At 44.4% G+C, this 17,833-nt stretch carries 19 protein-coding genes; 16 read left to right on the top strand and 3 right to left on the bottom strand.

Going from position 1 to position 17,833, the window contains the following annotated elements; translation table 11 throughout:
- Positions 1-4 precede the first annotated feature (4 nt).
- Both QQZ12_RS01230 and QQZ12_RS01235 read right to left on the bottom strand, forming a co-directional pair.
- Positions 5-718, bottom strand: a complete 714-nt coding sequence (locus tag QQZ12_RS01230) for an ABC transporter permease (RefSeq protein ID WP_284723847.1) — start codon at positions 716-718, stop codon at positions 5-7.
- Positions 715-1,629, bottom strand: coding sequence for an ABC transporter ATP-binding protein (locus tag QQZ12_RS01235; RefSeq protein ID WP_284723848.1), 915 nt, complete (start codon positions 1,627-1,629; stop codon positions 715-717). The genes QQZ12_RS01230 and QQZ12_RS01235 overlap by 4 nt, the downstream gene beginning before the upstream one ends.
- Positions 1,630-1,907: 278 nt before the next feature.
- On the opposite strand from QQZ12_RS01235, the gene QQZ12_RS01240 reads away from it, so the two are divergent.
- The 15 genes from QQZ12_RS01240 (at position 1,908) to QQZ12_RS01310 (ending at position 15,812) form a co-directional block, all read left to right on the top strand.
- Positions 1,908-2,312, top strand: a complete 405-nt coding sequence (locus QQZ12_RS01240) for a hypothetical protein (protein ID WP_284723849.1) — start codon at positions 1,908-1,910, stop codon at positions 2,310-2,312.
- 462 nt (positions 2,313-2,774) lie between these two features.
- On the top strand, positions 2,775-3,167 hold the full coding sequence (locus tag QQZ12_RS01245; protein WP_284723850.1) for a hypothetical protein: 393 nt from the start codon (positions 2,775-2,777) through the stop codon (positions 3,165-3,167).
- 3 nt (positions 3,168-3,170) lie between these two features.
- Complete coding sequence (locus tag QQZ12_RS01250) at positions 3,171-3,617, top strand: hypothetical protein (protein WP_284723851.1); 447 nt, start codon at positions 3,171-3,173, stop codon at positions 3,615-3,617.
- A gap of 864 nt (positions 3,618-4,481) precedes the next feature.
- Positions 4,482-4,808, top strand: coding sequence for a YnfA family protein (locus QQZ12_RS01255; protein ID WP_102991649.1), 327 nt, complete (start codon positions 4,482-4,484; stop codon positions 4,806-4,808).
- 139 nt (positions 4,809-4,947) lie between these two features.
- Positions 4,948-5,139, top strand: coding sequence for a hypothetical protein (locus QQZ12_RS01260; protein ID WP_102991650.1), 192 nt, complete (start codon positions 4,948-4,950; stop codon positions 5,137-5,139).
- Positions 5,140-5,258: 119 nt separating this feature from the next.
- Complete coding sequence (locus QQZ12_RS01265) at positions 5,259-5,537, top strand: hypothetical protein (protein ID WP_284723852.1); 279 nt, start codon at positions 5,259-5,261, stop codon at positions 5,535-5,537.
- A gap of 198 nt (positions 5,538-5,735) precedes the next feature.
- A complete protein-coding gene (locus QQZ12_RS01270; RefSeq protein WP_102991652.1) occupies positions 5,736-6,215 on the top strand; it encodes a PH domain-containing protein in 480 nt (159 codons plus the stop codon).
- Positions 6,202-7,704: a PH domain-containing protein gene (locus QQZ12_RS01275; RefSeq protein WP_102991653.1), complete on the top strand. Its 1,503-nt coding sequence runs from the start codon at positions 6,202-6,204 to the stop codon at positions 7,702-7,704. Before QQZ12_RS01270 ends, QQZ12_RS01275 begins: the two co-directional genes overlap by 14 nt.
- 274 nt (positions 7,705-7,978) lie before the next feature.
- Positions 7,979-8,623 (top strand): DUF2238 domain-containing protein, encoded by a 645-nt coding sequence (locus QQZ12_RS01280; protein WP_194830582.1) that lies wholly within the window; start codon positions 7,979-7,981, stop codon positions 8,621-8,623.
- A gap of 377 nt (positions 8,624-9,000) precedes the next feature.
- On the top strand, positions 9,001-9,618 hold the full coding sequence (locus tag QQZ12_RS01285) for a DUF2306 domain-containing protein (RefSeq protein ID WP_284723853.1): 618 nt from the start codon (positions 9,001-9,003) through the stop codon (positions 9,616-9,618).
- 149 nt (positions 9,619-9,767) lie between these two features.
- A complete protein-coding gene (locus tag QQZ12_RS01290) occupies positions 9,768-10,997 on the top strand; it encodes a cell wall-binding repeat-containing protein (protein ID WP_102991656.1) in 1,230 nt (409 codons plus the stop codon).
- Positions 10,998-11,133: 136 nt separating this feature from the next.
- Complete coding sequence (locus tag QQZ12_RS01295) at positions 11,134-11,820, top strand: response regulator transcription factor (protein WP_102991657.1); 687 nt, start codon at positions 11,134-11,136, stop codon at positions 11,818-11,820.
- Between the two features lie 6 nt (positions 11,821-11,826).
- Positions 11,827-12,936, top strand: a complete 1,110-nt coding sequence (locus QQZ12_RS01300) for a sensor histidine kinase (protein WP_223248030.1) — start codon at positions 11,827-11,829, stop codon at positions 12,934-12,936.
- Positions 12,937-13,123: 187 nt separating this feature from the next.
- Positions 13,124-13,324 (top strand): copper ion binding protein, encoded by a 201-nt coding sequence (locus QQZ12_RS01305; RefSeq protein WP_102991658.1) that lies wholly within the window; start codon positions 13,124-13,126, stop codon positions 13,322-13,324.
- 82 nt (positions 13,325-13,406) lie between these two features.
- On the top strand, positions 13,407-15,812 hold the full coding sequence (locus QQZ12_RS01310; protein WP_102991659.1) for a heavy metal translocating P-type ATPase: 2,406 nt from the start codon (positions 13,407-13,409) through the stop codon (positions 15,810-15,812).
- Positions 15,813-15,925: 113 nt separating this feature from the next.
- Here QQZ12_RS01310 and QQZ12_RS01315 read toward each other — a convergent pair whose 3' ends face one another.
- Entirely contained in the window at positions 15,926-17,146 is a 1,221-nt protein-coding gene (locus tag QQZ12_RS01315; protein WP_102991660.1) for a cytochrome P450, read from the bottom strand.
- Between the two features lie 123 nt (positions 17,147-17,269).
- Here QQZ12_RS01315 and QQZ12_RS01320 point away from each other — a divergent pair, with 123 nt between their 5' ends.
- Positions 17,270-17,797 (top strand): PadR family transcriptional regulator, encoded by a 528-nt coding sequence (locus QQZ12_RS01320; protein ID WP_102991661.1) that lies wholly within the window; start codon positions 17,270-17,272, stop codon positions 17,795-17,797.
- Positions 17,798-17,833 lie beyond the last annotated feature (36 nt).

The following is a 17,833-nucleotide window of genomic DNA, read 5'->3' on the forward strand; positions in this document are numbered from 1 at the left end:
ACTCCTACTTTAGTTCGCGTTTGGAAAAATGAAGTCCCCCCACAAAGAAAATGATGCTCCCCAAAAAAATCCCAATCCAAGTCCATTGTTCGAACCCAACCTTGTTCACAGGTGAGGCGAGAGCCACATAGGCCCATGGAAGATAATGGAGTATTTGACTAGGAGAATATGCTAAAAATAAACTCAGCATGGCACCTATGATTCCGCTAGTCAGTGGAATCGCTTGGTTTCGAATGGTCATGGCCAACCACAATTGCAAGGAAATAACGGGGAAAGCAGAGAAGAATGGGTAAAAAATTTGCTGTGCGACCAGCGACCATTGGGTTTCTCCGAGTGCAAATAGGTTTCCGATCAGGATCAAACCCACGAAAGTAAGTGAAAGGGTAATCAACAAGCAAGCGAGTATGATAATGAACTTGCTGATGTAGGAATAATGACGTGCGACAGGCAGGGAAAAAATGAGCTTCCACGCTTTTGCGTCATGTTCCATGCCAGAAAACATAGATGACAAAATGGTGATCCCTAGAATTAGTGTAATCGGCCAAAAGTAGTTCGCCCAAGCCATCAGTCCCATCCAACCATAAGATTGAAGCATTTCTATCCGTGTGATATAAACGACCACAAGCAAACATGTAAAGGCCACAGGAGCCAAGAAAATGAGCCACGGAATCCAAGTTCTTCTGATTTTTTGGAAATCAGATAAAAGGAATCCAATCATAAACTCTGTTCCTTTCCTGTTAATTCTATGAAAATGTTTTCCAATGAGGGTTCCATTCTTCTAAAATCAAAAATATCGAATGAACCCTGTACCAACGATCTGATTGTTTGGGCCACTTTCTCCTTGTCGGTAACATCCAGACAAAGTTTATTTTCGTCTATATAGGCATGCCAACCGAACCTATTTAGATAGTGCGCGGCTTCCATCGGCTGATTGACTTCCAGCTCGATTCTTCCTTTGACTTGTTTTTTTAGTGCATCAAGGGTGTCTTGATATACCAATTCTCCTTTATTGATAATGCCGATGTAATTGGCTGTTTGTTCGATTTCAGACAGCAAATGGCTGGAGATGAGAATAGTAACGCCTCTTTCCTTTGGCAACCGTGTGATTAGATCACGGATTTCCAAAATGCCCGCTGGATCTAGACCGTTTGTAGGTTCGTCCAAAATAAGAAGCTCTGGATTGCCTATGAGTGCAGCTGCAATCCCCAACCGTTGCTTCATCCCGAGTGAGTAATTTTTCACCAGACGATGGGCGTCTTTTGTCAAGCGGACCAGGCTGAGCGCGTCTTGGATATGTTTTTCGGATAATCCAAGCACTCGGGTGATGACCCGCAAATTTTCGTGGCCAGTCAAGTGTCCATAATATGTTGGAGATTCTACCAAGGAACCTATTTTCTGCAAAATCGTTTTCCTGTCCCGTTTAATGTTTCGATCAAAAATGCAGATATTTCCGCTTGTCTGTTTTACCATACCGAGAAGCATTTTAATGGTAGTTGTTTTCCCCGCGCCGTTATGTCCCAAAAATCCGTATACTCCCCCTCTAGCCACTTGAAGATTCAAATTTTTTACGGAGTATTGTTTTCTGTATTTTTTCGTTAATAGATTTGTGTGAATAACCCAATCACTCATGTGCTTCACTCCTTTCGATATTGAAAGGATATGAGAGCACTCCTAAGCGGATCAAAAGAAAACCTAAAATGAACCTAAAATAATGTTGGGGTAGATTTGCTTTTAAATCCATTTTTAATGTTCTGCCTGGCGAATCGTAGTAAGAACAAATTCTCATCTAACCTACCTTGATTAATGCTCTTCAATAGGCATTTTTATTTTGCATCAAGCCCTACCTCGAATCGAGGGAACAAACCTTTGAGGAACGAAAAGATGATTTGTTTGACAGGCCCAAGTGGATGGAAGACCTTCTATCCGGTTACCGGTTCCTTGAGAAGAGAGTGAACGATGGTTTAAGTGAAGCTTGGGAAAAGATGAAGGGCGAATCACTTGCATGGTTGATGGATGAAGAGAAAAGTCCATTCCAAAAGTTAAAGGATCTGTTGACTTGGCTTCATCCGTTGATCATGGCGAATGAGTTGATGAAGCAGGCGAGTGGATTTGATCTGCTTGGAAGCGTAACAAAATATATCACAGAACATCCTATCGATTCTTTGGCAACTGCGGGATTTATTCTTTTGTCTCTATTGCAACCAGAAATCGGGTTGGCTGGCCTGATTGGTGGGGCGGCATCTGGGAGCATGTTTGCTGGAGGACTCAGTGGAATCGCCGGGTGGGCTGTTTTTCGTGGCATAAGTACATAGCTGGCCAGGGGTTGGATCGCTGGATGGATAGGAAGAGCTTTTTCACCGTTTGCACAAAGATTAATGAATACAGGTATTGCCGGCGGAGTCGCAGCCTTTGCCGATAGCATGATCTTTGATTGGCTTAAAGGAAAGTGACCGAGTATCAAGAAAGCTGGTATTGCAGCACTGGTTGGACTCACCTTTGGATTTGGCGGAGTTGTTCTTGCTCATCATAGTCAAACAATTGTATCCAAGATCAACAGCATTCCAATAACTACTGTTTCGGTTTTCAAAGATGGAACCGTTTCTGCGCCCAAAACGATAGGAGATACTGCTTTTGGCTTATGGTTGCAGAAGTTTTCTGCTGTAATAGGGGATAAGGCCGGCGGTAGTAAAAAGGTTAAGAGAGATGATTTAGTCCCGGGAAGTCCTGAACACAAAGATCAGAGGTGGAAAGAGTATCAAGAGAACGGTGGGGAAATGAGTTACAGCCATTGGAGCAAGTTGTATGATGGAAATATGGTAAAGCCAACGAAATCCCATCAAATAGTAGATGAGTATAGGAACACACTTCCTTGGAAAGGATCTATGCAAGTTTCAGTGAAAACTCCTTATGGTAGGCGTTTATTGGATATTGCGAATGAGGAAATGAAAAAAGCAATTGAACATAAAACCACGACCAAAGAAGGTACTGTTGGTTATTTTTCACTTAATGATAGGATACGAGAAGAAGTTGCTAAAGACGCATATCTAGTAAAGGAAGAAGATTGGGATATTACTTGGGTATTTGAAAATGCTAATGCAAGCAAGCCGCTTAAGAAAGCGCTAACGGAGAATGGAATAAAAATTAAATTTGTGAATGATGGTGATTAGTTTATGTCAAGAAACAAGTTTTTTTCTTCAAGAGAACAATTCGAAGAGTGGTTGTTTTTTCAATCAGACGTTGTTGAAAATTTTGTTAATGAGTTCGACTACTTAAACTTGGATTTTTCACCTGAATCGTTGATCAGATTAGAACAATGGATTTTAGAAAAGCATCCTTCCCCACAGTCTCTTATAAAAGACGAAAAAGCAGAAATTCTTGATAGTATTTTACGATATGTAGGGCAAGTCTATGTTAAACAATTAAAAGGAAAATGGAACGTTGTTTTAAATGATCCCCAATATGTTTATTACAGCATGCCAATTGTAACAACTCCTGATGATATGGATGTTTCTCCTTTTTCGGAAATCGTAGCTAGCTCAGATCGTAGACGTGGTGATTATATGTATACAGTGTTCATTAAGAAGAAAAGGCGAATGGAAGAAAATGGACTTTTGTAACATAGAATCCTTACAATAAATTAGTTCAATGATGGGTATAAATCCCGTAAAATTAGACCATTACAATACACCTTCTGGTATATAAACGAAGACCAGTTTACTCTCTTTGTGATCAAGGAAAAATCGCAAGTGTATAAGGCGATGAAGCGTTTCTTTGAGAAGAGAGAAGTGTAACAAGAAATGAGACCCCGCCTTTTTTAGGCGGGGATTTTGGAATTAGTGAAAATTACCCAATTTGTTTAGAGGATGTTGCCGAACAAATCACTCAAAAGAATAACAACGCTACTCACAATGTTTTGCTCTTCCATAACATAGTGGCACGCAGTGGTAGCTAAACAAGGGATACCTACAACCCAAAAGAATAGGATGAAACTCATATGGAAAGTTATGATAATTACCCAATCACTTAATTTGAATATATATTTAACGATAATAAGTGGGAGTAAAAAAATAATCAAAGCGACAAGGTAATTAACTAAATAATTCTCCAAATAGACGGGTAGCGTTTGAGATGGATTTTCTGTAGGACCTAGATGGATTTGTCCAATCACTATGCCTACAAGGACAGAGAGGGCAACAAGAGAAACAGAGCTGAGAATAAACTTACTTAGTATATGTTTGATCATTGAACCACGTTCCTTTAGGAATTTTTTATATTTTATATGATACCGACACATAGCTCACTTCTTCAATATCACCAAAATATCAATGGGCGTTTGCAAGAAACCTAAATGAAAAGTTGAGTACCCGCTCAGGCTTGCATCGCTTAGATCCAAAACGTTAGTCTGACAAGGAGACCTCCTCTGAATTTTTGAGGAGGTTTTAGTCTATTTCGAACCAATATAGGGGAAGGGAAAGATAAGCATGTTAAAAGCCTTGATATTGTTTCTTTTTGCGGGTTTGGCGGAAATTGGTGGAGGATATCTTATATGGCTATGGTTAAGAGAAGGCAAACCATTGTATTGGGGTGTTTTTGGAGGAGTAGCTCTTGCGTTATATGGCGTAATTGCCACTCTCCAATCCTTTCCGTCTTTTGGTCGAGTATATGCAGCTTATGGTGGCGTTTTTATTCTGCTCTCAGTTTTATGGGGTTGGGGGATCGATAAGAAAACACCTGATCTCTATGATTGGATAGGAGCAACCATTTGTTTAATCGGTGTGAGCGTTATACTCTGGGCTCCAAGGAATTAAGAGATCTCTCTCAGGTTATGTTGCACCCTAAAAGCTTGTTGAAAGGATTTGGGGGATATATTTAGAAAATAGAATTTCAGACCATACCAAAAGATAGCCTTTCTAAAATTAAGCGAATCATTGGAAAGAGGTGCATGGGGTGAAGAGTGGGTTGCTACGACGAAATCTGTATTTTCGTTATTTATGGTTTGCACAGTCAGGCAGTTTTTTGGGGGATTGGTTTAATCAAGTGGCGATCACGCAAACGGCATTGAGCATATGGGCGGACTGGGAATTGGGGCGCTATATGCGATTGACGGGCTGGGGATTTTGTTGGGGACCTATTTTGTAAAAAAATATATATCAATCGGGCCTTAACCAGTTTTGGTGTAGCCTATGCATTCCAATCCATTTTTTTGTGTTGTTAACACAAACCACCGATTTTTATTATGGAGCTCTATGTTTATTTTAATGAGAGTTTGTGGTGGAGTCATTATTCCCATAAGTACTTATTTGGTTCAGCTGGCTACCACCGATGAGATCCGCGGCCGGGTTTTCGCCGTCTATGACTCTTCCTATACGGGTGTGATGCAAGTTTCATATATAGGAAGTGGATACGCTTATGAACATTATGGCGTTCCCATTGTTGGAGCTATCAGCGGAGCGGTGTCGATGTTGTGCGGGGTAATATGGTTATCTCAAGTGATGAGAGGGAAGTTTCATTTGTTTTTGGAGACGGCGGAAAAATAGATTTTTATAATATTTATGTATTTATAAATTGATATTCTTTTTGAAAGTGGTTATGCAACTGCTTTTATCGGGAATATGGCAAACAAAGTGGAATCATCGAGGTGGTAAACCAGGATTGCAAACAACAGGGAAAAGCATGTTGTAAATGCCGAAAACCTTCAATCATGCAACAAGAATGCCTAACGAGGAGAGGGTTAAGTGAGTAACGATCAATTTAAGCGATTGGACCCCAAAATGGTGGCGGCTAAAAAGCAAGAAGGAGTCGTCTCTTTGTTTGTATATGGATTGATTTGCCTTGCATTGCTTTATTGCACGTTCCAGTGGAATTGGCCGATGTGGATTTTCGTTGTTGCAACATGTTTGTCCATCGTTTCTGCACCGTTTGATATTTATTTTGTGCCGAGGTGGACATATCAGCGTTGGAGGTACTGCATCAGCGAAACAAGTATCCAAATCGAAAAAGGAATCTTTTTTAAACGGAAAATATTAATTCCCATGGGGAAAATTCAACATGTCGATGCAAAACAAGGGCCTATTTTAAAAAAGTATGGCTTGTCCACCGTGATCTTATCGACAGCCGCAGGCAGTCATGAAATTCCGGGACTAGCGGAAGAAACCGCCGATTCTATCCGTAAAGAGATCGAAAAGCATGCGAGGTTAGACGATGAACAAGTCTGAAAAGTTAGTGAAGCACCGTCTCCATCCTGTTTCTATGCTCTATTTTATGGTTACTGTTGTGAAGGAGTCATTCTCATTTATTTGGCTGTTTCCGCTAATCGTTCTTTATGTGCACCAACACATCAGTGAGCAAATTTCCCCATTCACCATCGGGATCGTTTCCGTTGTGGTCCTGCTGATGTTGTTTTTAATTGTTGTTGTTTTAAGATGGCGATCATTTACTTACGAAATTCATGAACAGGCGATATATATTGAATCGGGGTTGTTTGTAACGAAGAAAAGATGGGTGACGCCAGATCGTATTCAATCGATCGATTCTACCGTTCGCGTGTATGACCATTTCTTTTCCACGCGAACCTTAACCATTGAACTCGCCGGAGGAGAGGAGTCCAGCATCACTCTCAGTTGCATCTCCAGCGAAGAAGAAAAGCGCATCCGTGGGGTTTTGGGGGCGCAAGCCGGTGACAAGCCCGCTGATCCGTTTGGGGAGTCCGTGATTCGGCTGTCTAAGAATGACCTGATTTTGCACAGCCTTCTCTCCCCTCGATTCGGGGCTGTGTTTACACTCCTATCCGTCGGGTTTTTCAAGTATTTGGATGTGACGGAAGAAGCGGATCGCAACCTTTTGATTCATTATTTATCTAGTTGGTTTGGTGAAAACTGGATCATCCTGACACTTGTCATTCTGTTGTTTTTATCAATCGCCATTTCTTTGCTGACGACTTTTACAAGTGATTATGAATTCATGTTGCATAAGAATGACAAAGGCGAGCTTGAAATCACGCAAGGGCTGTTTGAAAAGAAAAAGCGGACGATTGCCCAAGACCGTATTCAGGCCCTGTGGATCATTGAGCGGCCATTGCCTCGCCTCTTGGGGTATGTGTCAATCGAAGCCGTTGTTATTCGCAATGGACATGATAAAGAAACGCATAAAAACATTACTCTCCTTCCCTTTGTTCAAAAGGAGACGGCTCTGTCTATGCTAGAACCCTTAACGGGATATCAGATGGATAGTCACTTGCACCGTCTCACAAAGAAAGCGAAGTTTGCTTACATGGGGATTCCATTTATCCTGGGATGCCTTCTTTCCATCCCAGTCTGGTTGTATGTACCAGGCCTGTATCATTATGCGGCTCCGCTAATCCCCCTGGGATTGTTCTTCCTAGGGTGGATGGAATACCGGAAGATCGGTTGGAATCAAAGTGAGAACTTTTTAACCTTGCAATATGGAAAGGTGACCCGCAAAACGGCGTTGATTAAACGGGGGCGCGTACAATGGGCATCCCTGCGCCAAACATCGCTACAAGCAAAAAAACACTTGGCATCTGTGCGGGTCGCGGTGGCCTCTGGGAAAATGAAGGTGAGCATGGGATTGCGTCACATCCCCCTGGCAGAAGCGGAAAGGATTTATCGATATACGCTCAAACCAAAGAGAAGGGAAACCAACATAACCAGTGTAGATCAGAGTGCGTCACGCGAGGCAAATTAGAAGATAACATTTATTGTTACTAAGACATAGCATAGCGATTTGATTAGGAAAGTCTACTGCTTTGTAGGCTTTCTATTTTTGTGTCTGCTGGATTATTGAGATTAACAGCATCAAATGACGATGGTTTTCCCCGGTTGTCGGGCTGTCATGCTTCGGTTTGTTGGCATCTTTCGAAAAACGCAAATGACCTGAATGCCGTGAAGGGAAAATTGTATGATTCATTGCTTTTTTGCCCAAGATAATAATGAATCTGAGGATAAAAGAGGATGGCTGGATGAGAGAGCGTGTTTTTTATATTTTGATGATGATCTCCGTAGTGGGGGTGTGGATTTGGTCTGCGATTCAACCGGCTGATCGCAAGCTATGGTTTTATGAAATGATTCCAGCTGTGTTGTTGCTGTTGGCACTCATTTTGACTTATCGATCATTCCCCTTTACTCCATTAACTTATTTTTTCGCTTGGGTCGGCATGATCGTGATGCTGATCGGGGCGCATTATACATATGGTGGCATGCCTTTGTTTGACATGTTGAAAAATGCCTGTGGTTTTTCGAGGAATCATTTTGATCGGGTGGGGCATTTCTTGCAAGGGGTATTGCCCTCCCTTTTCTTCAGGGAAATCCTGATTAGAAGAAACCTGGTTCACAGGAGTTGGGTCTGGTTTTTTGTAATCAGCATCAGTACGTTTTTTAGTGCAGGATATGAGATATTCGAATTTCTCTATGGACGGTTGATGGGCGAAAATATGGAAGACTTTTTGGGAACGCAAGGGGACCAGTGGGATTCGCATTGGGACATCATCTCTGCCATGTTGGGCTCTACATTTGTTTTAGTATTTTTGAGCGGGTGGCAGGATCGTCTCATTCAAAAAGAAAAACAGATGAAAAAGCGTACACACCAGACAACACCAAACCGATAATGAAGTATTGTGCAATAGGAGTAACGATGTCAAAGCCTCGCCTCTAGATGAAAATAAACGAAGGGTTCGCCCTTTCCAAAAACACAGATTTAAAAATCGGCTTCGACCATTTTGTCCACCAACGCAAGCGCCTTCTTAAACATAAGAAGGCGCTTTTTTGAGGTTATTCACCTATTTGGATGATTGCATACATCCAAAACAGCATTTTTTACCCATTTTTGGTGGAGAAATTAATAGGCATGCTGTATAAGCGGTATATGCTTTGATGTCACATAACACTTTCTCAACCATTTAATTTTCTTTATCATTGAGTATGATGTCCTGATATGGCGTTGCCTTGATCATGATGAATCCCATTTGCATAAGGAGTCGTGTTTATGAAGCGCAAACTGTTTATAGCCATCTTGTGTTTCATTGCAATGATGTGGGTACTTCATACTCTGTCCAAAAATTTCATGGTTGACCCATCGTTTGATTCTTTCTTAACTAAAAAAGATGTCGCATTGACCAATCAAGAAATCTGGATCTTGATGATCCGGGCTCATATCCTGCTCGCTCTGGTAGCCTTGATTGCGGGGCCGATCGGGTTGAGCAAACGGATTCGTGTCAGATTTGCGCCCGTTCACAAATGGAGCGGGAGAATCTATGTCTTATCCATTCTGTTGAATTTCTTTCCAAGCTTATATGTGTCTTTCTTTGCTTCTGGTGGCATGCCCAGCACGATCGGCTTTCTATTGCTAAACACTCTCTGGATAGTAAGCACTGTGTTTGGATACACATCAATCAAAAAGAAGAACATGGTTCAACACACCAAGTGGATCATTCGCAGCTTATTTCTTTCCTTCGCCAATATGACCATTTATATGATTGTGGCCGTCACGCATCATGGTTTTAAGCTTGAATATGGGTTGGCTTATTCTATTGCCGTTTGGCTGAGTTGGATGGTCAATTTGCTCATTGCTGAATGGACAATCAGGAGAAAATTGATTTATTAATATGTACAGATGCAAAGAAACCGACTCCTGTCTTACAGGTTAGTCGGTTTCTTTGCGTTTCATCTTCATAAGAATCTCATATTTTTGTTTTAAGATGTTTTCATGAATATACACAGTGGTGGTAATGATGCCAAAGGAGGAACTGTCAGATGAAACGACTCACTCTCATGTCCGTTCAATTGCTGATGGGCATGGCTGTCGTTTTGACGGCTTGCAATAATGGAAACCATACTAACAACATGCAAGGAATGGATCACAGCAAGATGGGTCATGGAAGTAGCGGAGCGACGGAGCAAGTAACGCAAAACCTCCTTACGCTAAACACGAAAAATGTAACACGGGTCAACCATGACGATCCTGTCAAAGTGGCTATAACAACCTCGCAAACCGTTTGGCCGGCGACCATGGATCAGAATCGGCCGAACACTGTGATTTTGGGATTGAAAGGGGACTGGAAAGTGAATTTGCCTTCTGTCACCTTGATCCATCATCCTAACAACGGCCCTTTGCTCTATGCTGAGAAAGACCGCATTCCGGCCGATACGATGAAAGAGATTCAAAGACTAAAGCCGTTGGGAAGCCTAGCAAATGGCGGCGTTCAGGTGATATTGATTGGTGATTTCGCTACCAATGTAAAGCGGCAGTTGGAGGAAAAAGGGTTTAAGGTGGACAGCATTCCCGGCAAGGAGCCAGCGCAAATGGCGAACAAATTGGATGCATATTACGCCAAAGCAAGTGGCGGCAAGCTCCCTGAAGGAGTGATTGTCGGATCATTGGACGCACCGCAATACACCTTGCCCGCGGCCAACTGGATCGCACACATGCCGGAACCCCTCCTTTATGTAAAGAAAGACAGCATTCCCAATCCGACGGTCGATGCATTGAAGAAAAGAGCGGGGAAAGCTAACATTTACATATTGGGGCCAGAACAAGTCATATCCAAAGCGGTGGAAGAGCAATTAAAAGAATACGGAAAAGTGATTCGTATCAGCGGGGCTAACCCGGAAGAGAATGCGATTGCGTTTGCCCAATATAAAGACCAGGACACGGGCTTTGGTTGGGGTGTGACGGAGCCTGGTCATGGATTCACCTTTAATCGAGCTAACCGTGTGGATGCGGCCATTCCCACAGCTGCTTTTGCCCATCTGGGGAAACATGCTCCGATGCTGATATTGGATGGAGAAGGTCTTTCAAATAAACTACACGAATATCTCATGCGGCTGCAACCCAAATTTAAGGATGATCCCACCGTGGGTCCGTACAACCATGGCTACGTGATTGGTACGGGCAAAACGATTCCTTTTGTCACACAAGGAATGATTGATCAAATGCTTGAAATTACATCTGAGGACGGAGGTGGCCATGGCGGCCATCACTGAAGTCAGTGGATGAAATGAAGAAGCGTTTATTTAAGACAGTGGCCCGGAGCTGATGGTAGAATCCCTTTCGCTCCAGGGCCGTTTTTGCGAGAAGCCGTTCAGCTACCGAATGCAAAAAAGAGATGGGGAATCAGAAATGAGAAAAATTTTGATTGTGGATGATGAGGAAAAAATACGCAAAGTGTTGGTTTCCTACCTAGAGAAGGAAGGTTACGCGACGCTGGAGGCGGCAAACGGGACAGAGGCGCTAAAGTTGTTTAATGAAGAAGCGCCAGATTTTGTGATTCTGGACCTGATGTTGCCGGATGTTTCAGGGGAAACGGTCTGCCAGCGCATCCGCGGACAATCGCCTGTTCCGATCTTGATGTTGACGGCGAAAATCTCGGAAGGGAGCAGGATTGAGGGATTTGCTTTAGGTGCTGATGATTACGTGATTAAGCCGTTTAGTCCCCGGGAAGTGGTGGCCCGCCTAAAAGCCATCTTGCGCCGTTCGAATCAGGACTTGTTGGCGTCCCGCATCTCTTACCGGGACGGAGAGTTGATGATAGACACGGACAGGAAAGAAGTGTTAATAAGAGGAGAGGCGGTTTCCCTAACACCTGCCGAGTTTAAGCTGTTATTGATCCTTGCCCGTCATCCCGATCGCTCCTTTTCCCGTGAGGAGTTGATTGAAAAAGCGTTTGGCATGAGTTATATGGGCGATGATCGCATCATTGATCAGCATATCAAAAATCTGAGGCAAAAAATTGAACCCAACCCTAAAAAGCCACAGTATATCATGACGGTGTATGGCTTTGGTTACCGGTTTACGTCGAAGGAGTGAATAAGTGTGAAAAAGCGTTTGGCGTGGGCCTTTGTTTGGGTGGCGTCAGGAATGATCTGTTTGTCCGCTGCTATATTCATCATGGGCATGCATTATCATTTGTCCATGTTTTTAAAAGAGATTCCGTTGCCCAATCCGCAAGTGATCAATTTAAGCCATCACTTCGAACAGGCCTTGATTCAATCAATTGTGTGGACGTCGGTGGGCACGATCATCTTGGCCGTAGTGATCAGTTTTTATGTCGCCCAAAAGATTGCTTCCCCCTTGATTGAAATGAGAAAGGTGGCGGAGAAAATTACCCAAGGGAACTTGGAGATGCGGGTCCATTTGGAAGGCAAAGACGAATTGTCTGAGCTGGGACAAGCATTGAATCATTTGACGGCGGAACTGAAAAAACAAGAAGCATTAAGGCGCATGCTGACCTCGGACATCGCGCATGAGCTGCGAACGCCACTTGCGACCCTAAAGAGCCACATGGAAGCATTTGAAGACGGCATCTGGGAACCGACGCCGGAACGAATCCGGTCTTGCCACGAAGAATTGGAGCGATTGATTCATCTGGTTGGGGATTTGGAGCAATTAACCAATGTGGAATCACCCGGATTCACATTGCGCAAAAAAAGAGAGTGCTTGGGAGAGATTGTCGAGCAAAGTGTGAAAGCGATGGAAACCGCATTTCGGACAAAGAACATCCAATTGAAGAAGTTGGTTTCGACTAAGATACCTGTATGCGTCGACCGGAACCGGATCATGCAAATATTGATCAACCTGTTGTCCAATGCTTTGAAATTTACACCACCGGGCGGAACGGTATCCATCGAGGTGAAAGAAGAGGATGACAAAGCATGCATCATTGTGAAAGACACAGGTGTGGGAATGCCCTCTTCAGAGACGGCAAAAGTGTTTGAGCGATTTTATCGCGTGGACAAGTCGCGTAGCCGAAAGTCGGGTGGTAGCGGGCTTGGGCTTACGATTGTGAAAAAGCTGGTCGAAGCGCATGAAGGAACGGTAGAAATCCAAAGTAACCTAAATGAAGGAACGCGTGTGGTAATTATGTTAAGCAAGGAGAAGCCTGCTGGTTGCAATCAGGAAGGGAATGGACAAAATACAAATTGAACAACACGCCTTTACATACCTTATGGGGGTATAGTATATTGAAGGTGAGCAGAGGACACACAATGAATCGTACCTGATTTGGCCTAGTGTAGGGAGCATGCTACTTCAATTCATGTATAAAGTTGCGTAGTCGACCGGTAGGATGGAGACACTAATGTTATCGATGAGATAAAAGGAGAGACGCAAAATGAAAAAAGTTGAATTACAGGTAGAAGGCATGTCTTGCGGCCATTGCGTCAATGCGATTGAAGGCGCATTGAAGAAACTGCATGCGCATGCCGTGGTTGATCTGGCCAGCAAGATCGTAACTGTGGAATTTGATGAGAATGACCTAAGCGTGGAGCGGATTAAAGAGGCGATTGAGGAGCAAGGATACGATGTGATGTAACGCCTCTTTTTGAATGGTTCATTTTTTTAGGCTCCGATATACCCCATAGCGGTATGTTGGAGCCGCGAAAGGGGATTGGAGCATGTCCACTAGACAAGCGAACATACGGATATCTGGCATGACGTGCGCTGCTTGTGCTAATCGGATCGAAAAAGTTCTGAAACGAATGGATGGGGTGACTGAAGCCAATGTGAATTTTACGTTGGAGAAGGCTTCTGTATCTTATGATCCGGAGCTGGTCAGCCTCTTGGCACTGGAAGAGAAGATCGCGTCCCTGGGTTTTGAGACAGTGAAAGAAACGGCTGAACTCGAGTTAAGCGGCATGACGTGCGCCGCTTGTGCGAATCGGATAGAAAAGGGATTAAACAAAGTGCCTGGCGTAACCAAAGCAACGGTGAATTTCGCTTTGGAAACGGCTAGAATCGAGTATCAACCCGATGAAGCGAATGTGCAAGACTTCATCAATAAAGTAGAACAATTGGGTTACCGAGCAAAGGTCAAAGATGAAGGCAATCAAGAGGATCAGCGGCAGAAAGAAATCCAAAAACAGCAACGAAAGTTTTTATTCTCAGTCATTCTTTCTTTTCCGTTATTGTGGGCGATGGTGAGCCACTTTACGTTTACTTCTTGGATTTGGTTGCCCGATCTGTTCATGAATCCATGGTTTCAGCTTGCTTTAGCCACACCGGTACAATTTATTATCGGTGGACATTTCTATGTCGGTGCGTATAAAGCGTTGCGAAACAAAAGCGCCAACATGGACGTGTTGGTGGTGCTCGGCACATCGGCTGCTTATTTTTACAGTATTTATCTAACGGTTCAATCGATAGGGCACAGCATTCATCAGATGGAATTGTACTATGAAACCAGTGCGATCCTCATCACGCTGATCATCCTTGGCAAACTGTTTGAAGCGCGGGCCAAAGGACGGTCTTCCGAAGCGATCAAGAAGCTCATGGGATTGCAAGCGAAAACGGCGCTAGTGATCCGTGATGGCAAAGAGGAAAGCGTTCCGATAGAACAAGTGAGAGTCGGTGAGCTGCTGATTGTCAGGCCGGGAGAGAAAATTCCGGTTGATGGGGAAGTAGTTGATGGTTTATCAGCCGTTGACGAATCCATGTTGACAGGGGAAAGCATACCGGTTGAAAAACGAACCGGAGATTCCGTGATCGGTGCCACGATCAACAAGCATGGGCGCTTGGTCGTGAAGGCGACCCGGGTGGGGAAGGACACGTCATTAGCGCAAATCATCAGAGTGGTAGAAGAAGCACAAGGATCAAAAGCGCCGATCCAACGGGTGGCGGACCGGATTTCGGGGGTGTTTGTGCCGATTGTGGTTGCGATAGCTACCGTTGCGTTTCTGGTGTGGTTTTTGCTTGTCGATCCGGGGCAATTCGCAACTGCTCTTGAAAAAGCGATTGCAGTGCTGGTGATCGCTTGCCCCTGCGCCTTGGGCTTGGCCACGCCTACCTCGATCATGTCAGGTTCCGGACGGGCAGCGGAGCTAGGTGTTTTGTTCAAAGGCGGGGAACATCTCGAAATGACCCAGCAAATCGATACAGTTGTTCTTGATAAAACAGGGACGATCACGATGGGCAAGCCGCAACTGACGGATGTGATTCTGGCTGAAGGAATGGACGAAACGGAATTTCTAACCTTGGTTGGGGCCACAGAGAAACATTCAGAGCATCCACTGGCGGAGGCGATTGTAGAAGGGATTCAAGAGAAGGGAATCGCTATTACACATGCGGAAGCATTTGAAGCGCTCCCCGGCTTTGGGGTGCGCGCAACAGTTCAAGGCAAGGAAGTTTTGATTGGGACAAGGAAGTTGATGGCAAAACATCAAGTAGATATAGAAGAGATTTCACCCCGGATGTCTCAGCTTGAAACCGCCGGAAAAACAGCTATGTTGGTCGCAGTTGACAAGCAGTATGCCGGTTTGTTGGCTGTCGCTGACACGGTGAAAGCGACCTCCAAAGAAGCTATTCGCCGCTTAAAAGACTTGGGAGCCGAAGTGATCATGATCACTGGGGACAACCAGCGGACGGCGCAAGCCATTGGTGAGGAAGTAGGGGTTGACCGGGTCTTGGCTGAGGTGTTGCCTGAGGGGAAAGCGGAAGAAGTGAAAAAGTTGCAACAAAGCGGAAGGAAAGTGGCCATGGTGGGAGATGGGATTAATGATGCACCGGCTCTTGCTGTGGCAGATATCGGCATGGCGATGGGTACAGGCACAGATGTGGCCATGGAAGCAGCTGACATCACGCTGATTCGCGGAGATTTAAACAGTGTTGCTGACGCCATGTTAATGAGCAGGAAAACGATGAGAAACATTAAACAAAACCTATTCTGGGCCTTTGCTTACAATGTGATCGGCATCCCTGTGGCCGCGTTCGGGTTCCTCGCACCTTGGGTTGCCGGTGCCGCCATGGCGCTTAGTTCTGTCTCGGTTGTGTTAAATGCATTGCGGTTGCAAAGAATGAAGTTATAAAGCAACCAACAAGCGTCTAGCTTGTTGGTTAAACTTGTTCACAAAGTGGCTTGGAGTAGTTGACTAGCGGTTGTTACACGGGCAAACAAGCGTTTTGTCATTTGCCCCGTGCGTTAAGCCGTTTCTACGCGGATAGGCAAACTCTTCAGGGATTGGCCTGTTGCCGACTGAATCAGGTGTTCGGTCACCTCAAACCCTTCCACAGGGCGAATGTCGGCAAACCGTTTTACAAAGGTGGACAAAGCGATGTTTGCTTCCATACGAGCCAGCGGAGCTCCTAAGCAGAAATGCGGGCCGGCGCCAAAGGTTAGATGAGTTTGATTGTTATGGCGGTGAATATCGAATGTTTCTGCATTAGCAAATTGCGATTCATCTCGGTTTGCGGAACCCATCCACGCGATGATGATCTGTCCTTTTTTCATCTTGTGCCCAAAGACGGTGGTATCTTGAGCCACTTGGCGATCTATGGCAACCGGAAACCGGAAGCGCAACACTTCTTCAACCAGCTTGGGCATCGCTGTTGAATCGGCTCGCATCTCCTGATAGATACCTGGTTGGTCAAACAGCATGGAGTAAAACATATTAGATATCAGCATGGTTGTGGTTTCATTTCCCGCGCCTAAGAGTCCTATGCCGGACATCACCACTTCCATATCAGTCAGTTGTTCGCCTTCCAAATTGGCTTTGGTTAAGTCAGAGAGGATGTCATCGGCGGGATGTTTCCGTTTTTCTTGCACGATAGGGTATAAGTACTCTTGAAATTCTTTCATGGCTCGCGCTTTCTGGTCGGCGATGTCACCAAACGTTTCTCTCTCATAGGGGTAAAAGAGAATGTCTGACCAGGCTTTGATCTTCTCTCTGTCTTGGGAAGGGACACCCAACAATTTAGCGATGACAATCACCGGCAGGGGAATAGCCAGCTGTTGCACAATGTCCACCGTCGTCTGACCTTCCATATCTGCGACCAACTCGTCAGCAATGGCTTGGATCCGCGGTTCCCATTCTTTCAGGCTTCGAGGGGTAAACGCTTGGGCGAGGAGGGCTCGGCGATGCCGGTGTTCCGGTGGATCGGAAAAATTAACATTGCTTCGGTTATTAACTCTGGGAACGGGAATTAAACTGCGCTCTTTCTTGTTGGAGAATAGTTGGTGATCAAAAAGTACGCGTTTGGCATGATCATACAAAAACACATTCCAGACGTCTTGTTCGGCATCATAAAACACTGGGTTATTTTCTCTCATTTGTTTATACCAGGCAAAAGGGTTCCATTGGTCTTGCTTTGATTTGAGTTTGGATATTTCATGCAAAAGGATGGTTTTACTCGTTGAACGCATCACAATCCCTCCTTGTGTTAAAATAACCTATGTTAACTATACATATGCTTACCTATGTTAATTTAACATAGTAAATAAGTGCTTGACACCATTTTCACAAAGAATTCAGAATGGGTGATGACAGTGTATGCGGAGATTTTAATCTTGGGACAACTCCTGACAGGCCCCAAACACGGTTATGAGATAAAGAAAAACATTCAAGAGGCGCTCGGTGAGGAATTTGAAATCAATAATAATCTGTTGTACCCCACTTTGCGCCGTTTTCTGGAGATGGGCGCCATCTCCAAAGAAGTTGTCAAGGTTGAAGGCAAACCGAATCGGCATGTCTACTTTTTAACCGATGTCGGGGAAGAGATATTTAATGAAATGATCCGGGATTTCCCAAGCAAATTGGCCGCCAGCCAATCTGAATTTCTGGTGCGGGTGGCATTGTTTGACCGATTGGAACAAGATGTGCAACAGGAGATTCTTATGAGGAGACAAGAAGTGCTACAGAAAAAGCTTAACTTCTACCACCATATCGAAGCTATTCATCCTAAAAAGCCTTTTGTGATTGAAGTGGTTCGTTTTCAAAAGTCCCAGGTTGAACAGGAATTGGCCTGGATTGAGGCATTAAGTCAAAAAGGGGAAACGCCCGAGATGGAAGGTTGATGCCAGCATAACCGGCCATCCTAGCGATGATTGTCG

The sequence above is a fragment of the Laceyella tengchongensis genome (genome assembly GCF_900182735.1).
Lineage (GTDB): Bacteria > Bacillota > Bacilli > Thermoactinomycetales > Thermoactinomycetaceae > Laceyella > Laceyella tengchongensis.